The 12,601-nt window shown below is 58.2% G+C and carries 12 protein-coding genes and 1 tRNA gene; 9 read left to right on the top strand and 4 right to left on the bottom strand.

Features of this window, described 5'->3' with window-relative positions:
* Positions 1 to 35 precede the first annotated feature (35 nt).
* On the bottom strand, positions 36 to 1,373 hold the full coding sequence (locus tag VEG30_18870; protein HXZ81999.1) for a DUF2252 domain-containing protein: 1,338 nt from the start codon (positions 1,371 to 1,373) through the stop codon (positions 36 to 38).
* A 231-nt stretch (positions 1,374 to 1,604) separates the two neighbouring features.
* Here VEG30_18870 and VEG30_18865 point away from each other — a divergent pair, with 231 nt between their 5' ends.
* Together VEG30_18865 and VEG30_18860 are read left to right on the top strand one after the other, a co-directional pair.
* Positions 1,605 to 2,618, top strand: coding sequence for a putative zinc-binding metallopeptidase (locus VEG30_18865; protein ID HXZ81998.1), 1,014 nt, complete (start codon positions 1,605 to 1,607; stop codon positions 2,616 to 2,618).
* A 113-nt stretch (positions 2,619 to 2,731) separates the two neighbouring features.
* The gene (locus tag VEG30_18860; GenBank protein ID HXZ81997.1) at positions 2,732 to 3,787 is read left to right on the top strand and encodes an ATP-grasp domain-containing protein; all 1,056 of its coding nucleotides are present in this window, start codon (positions 2,732 to 2,734) and stop codon (positions 3,785 to 3,787) included.
* A gap of 245 nt (positions 3,788 to 4,032) precedes the next feature.
* Here VEG30_18860 and VEG30_18855 read toward each other — a convergent pair whose 3' ends face one another.
* Positions 4,033 to 4,212 carry a hypothetical protein gene (locus VEG30_18855; GenBank protein ID HXZ81996.1) on the bottom strand — a complete coding sequence of 60 codons (180 nt, stop codon included), beginning with the start codon at positions 4,210 to 4,212 and terminating at the stop codon, positions 4,033 to 4,035.
* Positions 4,213 to 4,361: 149 nt separating this feature from the next.
* A complete protein-coding gene (locus VEG30_18850) occupies positions 4,362 to 4,772 on the bottom strand; it encodes a response regulator (GenBank protein HXZ81995.1) in 411 nt (136 codons plus the stop codon).
* Between the two features lie 280 nt (positions 4,773 to 5,052).
* On the opposite strand from VEG30_18850, the gene VEG30_18845 reads away from it, so the two are divergent.
* The 5 genes from VEG30_18845 (at position 5,053) to VEG30_18825 (ending at position 10,001) form a co-directional block, all read left to right on the top strand.
* The gene (locus tag VEG30_18845; GenBank protein ID HXZ81994.1) at positions 5,053 to 7,092 is read left to right on the top strand and encodes a heme lyase CcmF/NrfE family subunit; all 2,040 of its coding nucleotides are present in this window, start codon (positions 5,053 to 5,055) and stop codon (positions 7,090 to 7,092) included.
* Complete coding sequence (locus VEG30_18840; protein ID HXZ81993.1) at positions 7,093 to 7,566, top strand: cytochrome c-type biogenesis protein CcmH; 474 nt, start codon at positions 7,093 to 7,095, stop codon at positions 7,564 to 7,566.
* Positions 7,563 to 7,838: a hypothetical protein gene (locus VEG30_18835; protein HXZ81992.1), complete on the top strand. Its 276-nt coding sequence runs from the start codon at positions 7,563 to 7,565 to the stop codon at positions 7,836 to 7,838. Before VEG30_18840 ends, VEG30_18835 begins: the two co-directional genes overlap by 4 nt.
* A gap of 51 nt (positions 7,839 to 7,889) precedes the next feature.
* Positions 7,890 to 9,251 (top strand): carboxypeptidase regulatory-like domain-containing protein, encoded by a 1,362-nt coding sequence (locus tag VEG30_18830; protein ID HXZ81991.1) that lies wholly within the window; start codon positions 7,890 to 7,892, stop codon positions 9,249 to 9,251.
* Between the two features lie 150 nt (positions 9,252 to 9,401).
* Entirely contained in the window at positions 9,402 to 10,001 is a 600-nt protein-coding gene (locus VEG30_18825; GenBank protein HXZ81990.1) for a hypothetical protein, read from the top strand.
* A gap of 15 nt (positions 10,002 to 10,016) precedes the next feature.
* Here the strand turns inward: VEG30_18825 and VEG30_18820 are convergent.
* Positions 10,017 to 10,091 (bottom strand) — tRNA-Glu (locus VEG30_18820).
* Between the two features lie 209 nt (positions 10,092 to 10,300).
* Here VEG30_18820 and VEG30_18815 point away from each other — a divergent pair.
* Both VEG30_18815 and VEG30_18810 read left to right on the top strand, forming a co-directional pair.
* Complete coding sequence (locus tag VEG30_18815; protein HXZ81989.1) at positions 10,301 to 11,749, top strand: acyl-CoA dehydrogenase family protein; 1,449 nt, start codon at positions 10,301 to 10,303, stop codon at positions 11,747 to 11,749.
* On the top strand, positions 11,742 to 12,601 hold an 860-nt coding region (locus VEG30_18810; GenBank protein HXZ81988.1), incomplete at its 3' end, for a P1 family peptidase. The genes VEG30_18815 and VEG30_18810, both read left to right, overlap by 8 nt.

The raw sequence follows: 12,601 nt of genomic DNA, 5'->3' as shown, positions 1-12,601 counted from the left end.
AGGGATCTGTTGTCAACGAGCCGGCGTTCCCGAAGTCACGATGCCTTCCGCGCGGCCTTGATCCGCCCTGCGCGGATGGCATCACGAAACTTCTCGTAATCCAGCGTGACCTGGTCGGCGTAGGCAACGGCAAATTGTTCGATTGCTTTATCCAGGTTCGGTCCCGTGCCGAAGTATCCCGCAAGCGTGCACGGATCACCAGAGCGCGCATGTCCCTTGGCCAGCAGTTCTCCGCAGGTGTGAGCGTAGAGAGTAAGGCCCTTGCCACGCAGGTCTTCATCCGCGATCGAAGCCTTGTGATCGCTCAATTGCCGGACGAGATAATCGCGGCCCTCGAATGAGGTCCAGCCCAGGAGCAGATCAGACTGGGTCTGAATCGCGCGTTGTCCCTCCACTACCCGCTGGCCCTGATTCCGATAATCAGAGGTCGATGTCACAAGAGGCGCATACGAGGACTGGGTTTCTTCTTTCACCTGGAGAAAAAGAGGGTCATCGGCTCCGCCGGCGAAGTGCAATACGACGTAATCACGCTGCCCGACACTGCCGATGCCTACGATTTTGAAGGCTACGTCGACGGGTTGATAGAAATCGAAAAGATGGCGTCGCTCGGGGCTGAGGGTCTCGCGGTACCCGGCCAAGGCCTTCAGAACCGCTGCCGCGACAGATTTCGACACCGGATACAGGAATGGTTTTGCATTCTTGAAGTGGAACGCTCCGTTGCGTTTCTTGACCGTCAATTTCTCAAGATTTTGCAGCGGCGTAGAGTGCTCGGCTTTACGAAGAACACTTTTGGCTGGCGGCCCGATGAACGGGCGATGCACCCGGTATTTTGCCATTTCCAGCTTAGGCATGGCAGAGAAGCGGAGCATCGCCTCGCGATAGGTCTTCATGAAGACACGAACCGCCTGGCGGCAGAGCTGATCGGAGTTTCCCGCCTCGCGTCCCGCCAGAACCAGGCTGGCGGCAAGGCGTTTGACATCCCACTCCCACGGGCCGACCACGGTCTCATCAAAATCGTTGATGTCGAAATAGAGGCGGCCATCGGGGCCGGCGAAAGCGCCGAGGTTGCGCACATGAGCGTCGCCGCAGATCCGAACGTTGATTTCCGTTACCGGAAGGGTGGCCAGATCGGCAGCCATTAGCGGCACCGATCCGCGGTAGAAGCTGAAGGGAGATGCCGCCATACGGGCCATCTTGATGGGCAGGAGTTCGGGAATGCGGTCGCGATTAGCGGCGATCAGCAGGTACACCGGATCGAAAGAGCGGCGCTTGGGATCCCATTGGGCCTGGTCAGAACGTTTGACAGTTCTGCGCTTGCTCTGGCCGTGGCCCTTGCGAGTCTGGACGTCAAGAATGTTGGGGGTGGTCGTCATAAGTGGGAGGGAAATTGTAGCGAAGAACGCGCCCCTAGCCAAAAGAACACTAAGACGAGCTGCCTCGACTTCAGTGGATAAAAGAAATGCAGATCCCTCGGCCGCTGGAGCGGCCTGGTGATGACAATTCAGAGGAGAGTTGAACGGATGGTGAAGGCTTGCCAATCAACCGGACCGGTCCTGCTGGCATCTGTACCCACGGGCGCTGCGTGCTAATCTTTCGGAAACCAAGTGCGTGCGTTTGAGAAAACTCCGCCTGATGTCCAGGAGATCCTCAGCAAGCCCATTCGTGATCTCGGGCTGAAGTTGGAGGGATCGCCGCTGGAGAGATTCGTCCAGCAGCTGTATCGCGAACTGGAGCGCAAAGGGCTGAAGAAGTTCCATCCTCCGTGCTATCTCACCGACGAGTGGGGCTGTCCGTCGGGCGAGCCGGTAATTGGCATTCCGTTTTATTTGGCCAATCCGCAACTGGCGCGCCTGGAAAAGGAGATGAACGATCTCGAGGACACGCGCGAGATCATGATGTACCTGCGGCACGAAGCCGGTCATGCTTTCAACTACGCGTATGGGCTCTTCAAGACGCTAGAGTGGCGTGAGCTTTTCGGTCCGTTTCGCAGGCCCTACCGGGAGAATTATCGTCCCATCGCATTTTCGCGCCGCTTCGTGCGCCACATTGCCGGCTGGTATGCGCAGAAGCATCCCGACGAGGACTTTGCCGAGACCTTTGCCGTCTGGATGACGCCCCGCTCCCGCTGGCGCGAGAAGTACAAAAATTGGGGCGCCCTGCAGAAGTTGAAATACGTGGACCGCATTGCTCACCGCCTCGCGGACGTCGAACCGCTGAAGCCCCAAGGCGAGACGGACGTCACCGTGGAAGAGATGACCACCACGGTGAAGGAGTTCTATCAGCAGGCGGTGGAGCAGCAACTCGCTCCGGCGGAGTTGGCTCTCGATGCCGACCTGATGGACATCTTCAATGTATCGAAGCGGCGCAAGAAGGGAGTGCGCCCAGCAGCGGACATGCTCACCGAAAATCAGAAAACACTAGTGGACAAGGTGACGTATTGGACGGGCGTGCAGCGCCCGTTAGTGAGAAAATTGATAGAGTCAATAGCGCAGCGAGTAGGCGCCCTGGGTTTGCTTGCGGAGGTCGGCCGCGAACGCGAATACCTGGCCGAAATCTCCGTATATGCCACGGCGTTGGCAATGAATTATCTGCTGCGTGGAAAATTTGTGCAGGAGTAGAACTCGCGATCCATGAGGTACCGGGATCGTCACTATCATCACGGGCAAGATTTCCCGCAGGTAGGACATACTCGTAGTTTCTCCCCCATCAGGAACATGCTTCGGAGCGAGCGATGCCCAGCGAGAAGCTGAAAATCGCGGTATTGTACGACGTGTGCGAGGAAGAGGCGCCGCCTCCCGAGCCCGAACCCGAGGTTCGCGTGCGTAAGAATGCCAAGAAGCGAACTAAGAAGAAGAAAGAGAAGCACGACCGCGAAGAAATTTTTGAGGCGTTACAAAAATTAGGCCACGAACCTTTTTATCAGGTACTGGACGGGCGTAGCCAATCGCTGCTCGCGGTAGCCAAGTGCGGCGCAGACCTGGTATTCAATCTCACCGAATCGTACGCCGGCGACGATACCAAGGACATGAACATTGCTGCCTACCTGGATCTGGCGGGCGTTCCCTACACCGGCACTGGGCCGCATGGGCTCTTCCTGGCGCAAGACAAAGCAATCGCCAAGAAGATGTTTGCCTTTCATCAAATCAAAACCCCTTATTTCGCTTCTTCTTATAAAGGTCGTGTTGATTACAGCGATGACATCAAGTTTCCGCTGATCGTGAAGCCGATCTCGGAAGACGGCTCGATCGGAATCGACAACGGCTCGGTAGTGAATGGCATTAAAGAGATGATGGAGAGAGTGCAATACATCCAGGAGGAGTTCGACTCTCCGGCGCTGATCGAAGAATACATCGAAGGCCGCGAGATCTATGGCGCGGTGCTTGGCAGCTACGAGCACACCGAGGCCTTGCCTTTAATTGAGCTCGACTTGTCCAAGCTGCCCAAGGGCACGCCGCGGATCGCCGGCCAGGACGTGAAATTCGACAAAGAAACGGAAGCCTACAAGGTCACCAAGTCCGCCCCGGTGGAAGACCTGGACGAAGAGACGGTACAGCGTCTGCAGCAGACCGCCCTGGGCGCGTACCGATCCTGCAAACTACGCGATTATGGGCGCGTCGACATGCGGCTGACGGATAAGGGCGAGATTTACGTGATCGAAGCCAATCCCAATCCTTGGTTGGCCAGCACCCAGGAGTTCGCCATGGCGGCAAAGAAGTCCGGCAGGTCCTACACCCAGCTGATCGGGGAAATCGTAGACATGGCCAAAACCCGTTATGGGATCAGCTAAGTTGCTGCCTGGCTGGGCTTTAGCTTTCTTGGGGCTTCACTTCTGAAACCGGTTACCCACAAGAATTCGGACAACGCCCCGCGGTAATCTAGGCGATAGCTGCGGCGGCTGCGAAGCTTGTACGTATGGCCCATGTGACTTACCCGCAACCCACCTTGCGGGCTCCCCGAGTGCATGTCCCCAACTCCGAAGCCGTGAGTTTCGCCTTGGGTGGACGACGGATTTCTGGGGTCCTGCATAAGATTTCAACCACCGGAGGCCTTGCCCGGCTCACTCACCAGGTCAGTGCCGGCACCTTGGCCCAAATCAGGCTGAATACGGCTGTTGGTCCCGTCAGCGGAATTGTTGAACTTTTGAAGCCTGACGCCCATGTGGGTGGAACCTTGCAGCCATTCAAGTTCATCGTCTTGCGCAATGATGATCATCGTCGTCTTTCCAAGATGGTGCAGGTACTGACAGACAGAGGCTTCAGCGCGTAAACGTTCGCGGGCGCTAAGGCCGGTTGGAGCAGGGCATTAGCCCTGCATACGCGACAGTTCACAGACAGACTGGCTTTAGCCACTGAGGCACACGGTTATCCCGCAGCCGTCAGCGCCGGCGGTAGTGTTGATCTTTGATTGAATGACCACCCATTCAGCGCGCGATCGACGCTCTGCAGCAGTTGCGAAACACGAAAGGGTTTCACCAGCCAACCGTTTGACCAGAGCGCAAAGCCGTAACTGTATTGCCCCACGGCGCTCATCACCAGCACAGGAATCTCAGCCGTGCGGTAGCCGACCCGCAGTTTTTTTAGTGTAGTCATGCCTCCGAGGTCGAGGCTTACGCAGTCGAGCAGTACTAAGTCCAGATGTTCCGTCCTGGCCGTCTCCAGGCAGGATTTGACGTCGCAGGCTTCCCGAATGTCGTAATGGGCATTTTCGAGAACTGTACGAATCAGCTTGCGCACGGTTTCGTCTGCTTCAGCAATGAGGATTGTTGCTTTCACTTCCATCCTCCCACAGCACCACGGCAATTTTTTTCGCGGTGCAACCAGTCGTCACCACGGTAACGCGGGAGGCGGTTACCTTCAGGAAGAAAACAATCCTTGGAGTGGAGTCAATTCCCGTAACTGCAACCCTTTCCAGAAGGGGACGGCGTTGTTCCGGAGCGGTCTCGGGATTTTGCCTATGGGCACGGGTTGCGCTCACGCGCGCAAACCCGACCAACTTGCGACGCTATGCGGATTCTGAAACAATGACCGCATCGGGCAGTCCTTGTAGCATTCCATGGCCGAATTAGGCAGTTACTCTCTCCTGCTGGCCCTCGGGCTGAGCGCATTCACGTTCGTTGCCGGAGTGTTGGCGTTGCTCCGCAAGGGCGAGGCGTCAGACCGTCTGGCGGAGAGCGCGCGGCGAGCCGGGATCGCGGTGTTCATCGCGGTGCTGGTAGCAGCCGCGGTGTTAGTGGTCGCGACCTTCCAGAACGATTTTTCCATCGCCTACATTTTCCATCACAGCAATCGCGCCTTGCCCGCGCCCTACAAGTTTGCGGCGCTATGGTCCGGACAGGAAGGATCGCTGCTGTTCTGGTCACTGCTGTTAGCCAGCTATGGACTGGTGCTTCGCCTGCGCTATCGCGTCGATCCTCGACTGGTGGCGCATGCTTCAGTGGTGATCGCAGCGGTCCAGGTGTTCTTTCTCCTGCTGGTAAATTTTCCCGCGAACCCGTTTGCCATGATGCAGGGATCGCTTCCTCCAGATGGCAACGGCCTCAATCCGCTTCTGCAGTATCCGGAGATGGTGATCCACCCGCCCATGCTCTATCTCGGCTACGTGGGATTCACCGTGCCCTTCGCATTCGCACTCGCAGCGCTGATTATGAAGTATCCGGGTGAGAAGTGGATCCATATCACGCGTCGCTGGACGATGGTGACCTGGCTATTTCTCACTTGCGGCATTTTCTTGGGCGCGCACTGGGCTTACTCGGTGCTGGGTTGGGGCGGCTATTGGGGATGGGATCCGGTGGAGAATGCTTCGTTGCTGCCTTGGCTGACGGGCACTGCATTTCTGCATTCGGTAATGATGCAGGAGAAGCGCGGCATGCTAAAAGTTTGGAACGTGTGGTTGATTTTTTGCACGTTCCTGCTTTCGATCTTCGGGACATTTCTCACCCGCAGCGGAGTGGTGAGTTCGGTTCACGCTTTCGCCCAGTCTTCAATCGGCACCTGGTTCATAGGCTTTCTGGCCTTGACGCTTGCTGTCTGTGTTTACTGGTTTGTGCGCAACCGCGAGCATCTGCGCAGTGAGAACCGGTTGGAGTCGCTGGTCTCGCGCGAGTCCAGCTTCCTTTTCAATAACCTGCTGCTGCTCGTCGCCTGTTTCACTGTTCTCTGGGGCACGCTCTTCCCCGTGCTTTCCGAGTGGGTACAGGGAACAAAAGTGACCGTAGGACCGCCATTTTTCAACCGGGTGAATATTCCTGTAGCCGTGCTGCTGCTGATCCTGACGGCAGTTGGGCCGTTGCTGGCCTGGCGCAAAACATCGGTCGAGAGTCTGAAGCGCAATTTCCTCGTTCCGGCGTGTCTCTCGATCGCAACCGCTGTGATCCTGATTGCTTTTGGCTTCCGGCCATTTAGCGACACGGCGGCTTTCTATTCCCTGATCACGATCTGCCTCTCGGTGCTGGTGGCGGCGACTGTCTTTTCCGAGTTCATTCGCGGCGGGCGCGTGATCGCACGGCATACGGGACAGAATCTGCTGGCCTCCATGGTGCAACTGACGCGGCGCAACACGCGCCGCTATGGCGGGTATATCGTGCACTTCGGCGTGATCGTGATCATGATCGGCTTCTCCGGCGCCGCCTTTAATCGCGACATCGAGCGCGAATTGGGCAATGGCGACAGCATGTCGATCGGCCCGTACACGATGACGTGCAAGTCCTACACTCAGGACGACAATCCCAACTACAGCAGCGAGTGGGCAATCATCGACGTGAGCAAGAACGGCAGGCATGTGGATACGCTCTATCCCGAGCGCCGCTTCTACAAAGCCAGCCAGCAGGCAGCCACCATTGTGGCTAATCGTTCGACCCTGCAAGAGGACCTATACCTTGTTTATAGCGGACTGAATCAGGATAGCGGCCGGCCAATCATCCGCGCCCATCTGAACCCGCTGGTGATGTGGATATGGATTGGGGTCCAGATCGTGATTATCGGGACGCTGATCGCTTTGATACCCAGCACCACTGCTGTCCGCATCGCGACGCGCGTGCCGGCCCGTGCGACCGTGGAGCAGGAGACTGGCCATCCGGCGGCGGTGGGTGATTAAATGCGAGCTTTGATTCAAAGACCGGTGCAGCTCGCGATCCTTGTGCTCGTCAGCCTGGCTTTCATGGGCGCAGGTGATGGCGCGGAGCAACGCTTCCAGGATCTCGGGCACAAGCTGATGTGCAAGTGTGGCTGCAACCAGATCCTGCTGGAGTGCAATCATGTTGGCTGCTCGTACTCCGAGCGCATGCGTGCCGAACTGATGGCAGGCGTGGAGCGCGGCGACAGTGACAGTCTGGTCCTGCAAGCCTTCGTTCAGAAATATGGACCTACGGTTCTGGCGGCGCCTCCGACTTCAGGATTCAATCGAGTTGCGTGGATCACACCCTATTTGGCGCTGATGGTGGGTATCGGCCTGGTAATCGTGCTGGTTCGGAAATGGAAGTACCGGGTGACGCCGGTTGGAGCCACCAATCTCAACGCCGCCGAACTCGAGGCTCTGCGTCAGCGGGCGCGTCAGGAGACCCAGCTGTGACCGCGCTGGCTTGTCTTGCGCTGACGATTGGATTGCTACTCTACATATTTACGCCCTCTCGCGACTACGATACTGGCGCGGAGAAAACTCGACTGGCTTATCTGCAGGAACGCAAGGAAGCGGTCTACGAGAACCTGCGCGATCTGAATTTCGAGTACAACGCCGGCAAGTTCCCTGAGAGTGATTACCTGACGATGCGAGGTTCACTGGAAGACGAGGCAGCTGCGATTCTGGGTGAAATCGAGCGCCTGGAAAAAGCTAAAGCTGGTTAGTGGGATGTGTTTCGTCCAGCCGGCCTGATCGATCAAATTCTGGAGTTCAACTTGAAATTCCGCGTTGCACTGTTTGCATGTCTGTTGCTTCCGGGTGGGCTTGCGTCCGCCGAGACGCTCACCGGAACTGTAACCAACGAAACCACCGGTAAGCCCGCGGCTGGAGACGATGTCGTACTGATGGCCCTGTCGCAAGGCATGAGCGAGGTCGGACGCACGCGCACCGACGCTCAGGGCAAGTTCTCATTGAATATAGATGACGCAAATGTTCCGCATCTGGTGCGCGTCAATCATCAGGGTGTGAACTATTTTCCTTCTGGCGGACCGGTGCGGCCGGGAGTGAATTCGGTAGAAATCAAAGTCTACGACGCAGCGAAAAAACTGGATGGCATCACCACCAACGTCAACGTGATGCGCATGCAGGCGGACGGCGGTCAGCTGCAAGTGTTGGAATTGATTTCTGTAAAGAATAATTCCAAACCGCCGCGCTCCTTAATGTCGGACCGAACTTATGAGTTTTACTTACCGGAAGGCGCACAGATCGATCAGTCGCTGGCCTCAGGTCCCGGAGGTATGCCGGTAAATTCGGCCGCTGTTCCGGCAGAAAAGGGGAGGTACTTTTTTGTCTTCCCCCTGCGTCCGGGCGAGACGCGCTTCGAAATTGCCTACCATCTCCCCTACAGCGGTGAGGCGACCATCACGCCAAAAATAACCAGCGATATGCAGCACTTCGTGGTAGTGCTTCCCAAGTCGATGAATTTCGAAGCCAAGGACTCGGCTGCCTACTCGCCGATGAACGATCCTGGTGGGGGGCAATCGAACGTCGAGGTAGCGAGCGGCGTAGTTCCCGGCAAGGATCTTGCATTCCGGGTGAGCGGTACGGGAGTGCTGCAGGAAGAAGGCGAGGCGGGAGCGCCGGCCGGCGCGGCCAATCAGCAGGCACAGGCGATGGGACGGGACAATCGCCCCGGTGGCGGGCTTGGACCTCCCGTGGATGCGCCTGATCCGCTCCATCAATACCGCTGGGCGATTCTGGGAGGAGTCGTGGCAGTCTTGGTTGCCGGTGGAGTGTACATCGCAACCCGGCCGGGTACAGGTAGGGCTCGGGCAGCGACAGCTGATCTCATAGAACCGGCCCCTGTTCCAACCGCTGCTGGTCGTTCCACCCAAAGCTCCAAGCTTTCGACGGGCATGCCAGTGACACTAACTTCGAAAGCTACCGCAGCTGAGAGTACAGCTATAGCGCCCCCGAGCAGCCATCCGGCGATGCTGCTGGCAGCGCTTAAAGAGGAGCTGTTTCAACTGGAGGTCGATCGCCAGCAGGGACGCGTCAACCAGCAAGAGTACGAAGAGGCGAAGTCCGCACTGGACCAGACGCTGAAACGAGCCCTGGCGCGCACGCAACGAGGATGAGCTTCCGCTGGGATGTCGCAATCTTCCCTCGAACCGCAGTGATCGTAAATGGCTCTATGGTTGGAATAGCTAACGTCTCATCAAGCATCTGAATACTACGTTTCTCGACAGCAAAAGCTCTTGCTACGTCAAACGGCAAGGAGGATCAACGTGTACACCAAGATCGTAACCCTTGCGGTTGTGATTCTGCTGTTGGCCCCCACTATGTCTCTGTCGGCCGACCGGACCTGTGGCCCGGCCACGCAAGTGAAAATCATGACGCCATTTCAGGCCGGCCGCCTTGCTCCTGGGCTCACCGCAAGCTCGCGCGGAAATGGAAAGTGCTTCGCCGCCTCGGCCGCATCCGCCGGCCGGCCCGACGCCTGGCGGTGCAGCATCGAGAACGCAATTCATGACCCTTGCTTTCAGAATGTCATGGGAGATCCGAATCTCCTTGCCTGTCCGGAATCGCCCTGGAGCACGAATGTGGTTCTCGTGACACTCACCTCTCCGCTGCCGACGGAGCATTCGTCGCGAGAGTGGAAGAAGGACACTTTGCCCTGGGCACTCGAGCTGACAAATGGCGAGCGTTGCAGCCTATTCACCGGCGCCACCGCTCCCATCGCCGGCATGCGTATCAATTACGGCTGCCCGGGAGGATTCATCGTGGTTGGCGATATCGACCGCAGCGAGTCTGCCTGGCGCGTCTTTTTTCAGGGAGAAAAATCCTTCAACCTGGAGCAGGTGGAAGTGGCGGTGGCTTGGTACTAGGCGGTCGGCGAAACTTGGTAGCGCTACCGGGAATCGAACCCGGGTTTTGAGATTGAGAATCTCACGTCCTAACCCCTAGACGATAGCGCCACTTGAGGTCATCGAAATTATAACAAAGGGTCCGCAGGGCCCAGAGGTCCCTCGGCCGCAGGGGCGGCCTTGGGATTTCACGAGCGGGTTCCCGGTACGCTGACGCCCGCTGAACGGCTCAAGCGCGATTCCAGGTAGCGCTAAGAGCCCTTCCTGATACTCTCTCTAGCAATCAATAATCCGTGAGAACCCGCTAGTGAGAGCCACTCATGAGCTTTGATAGCCTCCAGTCACCACTGTCTTTTCTGCAATCGGTCGTGAGTGGCTTGCGCATGCCGGATTGGCTGCAGGAATACACATCGTGGTGGGAGACGGAAGGACAAGGTATCTCCGATGCGGTAGACCGCGCGGGCACTCCGTGGCTACGAATGTTCGATCGTTCCAGTAACCGGGTGGATGAGATTCTGTACTCACCCGATTACTGGCGAATGCTGAAACAGGGTTACCAGAGCGGCGTTCTCTGGCGTGTTTTCGAAGAGGACACTCTGTTCCCCGCCGGTTTGGGGACCTACGTGACATCATTTTTTGATCCCGGGCTGGCGTGCCCTTATACCGTTTCCCTCGGCACCATCGTCCCGCTGATCAAGTACGGCGATGCCGCGCTTCAGCAGCGCTTTTTAGCCAGGTTGCTGCGGAAGGATGACGCTGTCTGGCAAGGAGCGACGTGGATGACGGAGATCAAGGGCGGCTCCGACCTCGGCGCGACGGTCGAGACTACGGCGAGGCTCGTGGGAGATCAGTGGTCCTTAACTGGGGACAAATACTTCGCCAGTAATGCCGGGGCTGAGCTGGCGGTGGTGGCGGCACGGCCCGAGGGCTCTGGGGCGGGCGTGCGCGGATTGGCTCTCTATCTTCTTCCGCGGCAGCGCGAGGACGGCCGCCTCAATTACTCGATCCGTAGGCTGAAAGACAAGATCGCCACGCGATCCGTGCCGACGGGAGAAATTGAGTTGCGGGAGAGCGAGGCTTGGCTCCTGGGTCAGGCTGAACATGGCATTTACCTCATCCTTGAAGTCCTGAATCTCTCGCGGGTGGCTAACAGCCTGGGCAGCGTGGCGCTGGCGCAGCGGGCGATGGCCGATGCCCTATCGTTTGCACAGCAGCGGATAGTCTTTGGCAGGGCGCTGATCGAGCAGCCCCTGATGCGGCGTCAGTTTGAGGATCGGCTGCGGCAACTCCGGGCCGCTTCAAAGCTGGCGTGGTGGGCACTCGAACTGTTGAACGAAGTGTGGCAGCAAAAGCCTCCATATTCGGATCGCTATCATCTTTTCCGCCTTGTGGCGCATCTCGCAAAATACTGGACTGCGGAATTCGCCGTGCAAACCGCGAAGTGGGCAATGGAGGTGCATGGGGGGCTGGGTACCCTGCATGAGTTTCGCGCGGAGCGCTGGCTGCGGGAGGCCATGATACTCGCCATCTGGGAGGGACCGGCGCATCGCCAGATTCTGGATGGCTGGGAAGTGATGGAGCGCAAGCGGGCGCACGAGCAGCTGTTTGAGTCTCTGCCGGTGAGCCCGGCAGATCCGACTCTGGAAAAAATCAAAGCCCAGATCGAGCGACAGCTTGCGCTGCCTCGCGAGGAGAGAGAAGCGGGAGCAGAGGCACTGTTCGCCGAACTGGCAGCCTTCACGGCGAACGCGCTATCAGAACATGACTAAGAAGCTTTTGTTCACAGCAGTCTTGCTGGCGGCCGCCGCAGCGGCTAGCGGTCAGAATCCGGCTGGCACTCCGCGCCCGCGAACTTCGAGCCTAGGGTTAAAGATTGGCATCCTGCCGGCTGGGCCGCTCGATGCGATCAGCGATGTCGCTGGAGTTCAGGTTGGGCACGCAACCATAATTCGCGGGAATGATGTCCGCACCGGCGTAACCGCGATCCTGCCCCATGGCGGCAATCTGTTCCGCGAAAAGGTACCGGGCGCGGTTTTCGTGGGCAATGCTTTCGGCAAGCTGGCGGGGTCAACCCAGGTCAACGAACTTGGCGAGATCGAGACCCCAATCCTGCTCACCTCCACCCTGAGCGTGCCGCGTGTGGCCGATGCTCTGATCGACTACATGCTGGCTTTGCCAGGGAACCTGGACGTCATGTCCATAAACCCTTTGGTCGGCGAAACCAACGATGGTTACTTGAACGACGTTCGCGGACGACACATCACCCGCGAGGACGTGTTTGCCGCTATCAAGAACGCCAGGAGCGGGCCGATCGAAGAAGGCTCGGTGGGCGCGGGCACCGGAACGGTAGCGTTTGGCTTCAAGGGCGGGATCGGGACCGCATCTCGGCGCCTGCCGCCGAAGTTGGGTGGGTACACGGTCGGGGTTCTGGTGCAGACGAACTTTGGAGGTGTGCTGACGATTGCAGGTGCTCCGGTTGGCCGCGAGCTGGGCCGCTACTACCTGCGCGATGAGCTTCAAGTGGGAAGTGCCGCTACGGATCGCGGCAACGGCTCGGTGATGGTGGTGGTCGCGACGGATGCCCCGGTAGACGCGCGCAACCTGAAGCGCCTGGCAGCGCG

This window comes from Terriglobales bacterium, assembly GCA_035624455.1.
In the GTDB taxonomy this organism is placed as follows: Bacteria; Acidobacteriota; Terriglobia; order Terriglobales; family Acidobacteriaceae; genus DASPRM01.
Note: the sequence above shows the minus strand (reverse complement) of the source record. Positions and strands in the feature narration are given on the sequence as shown.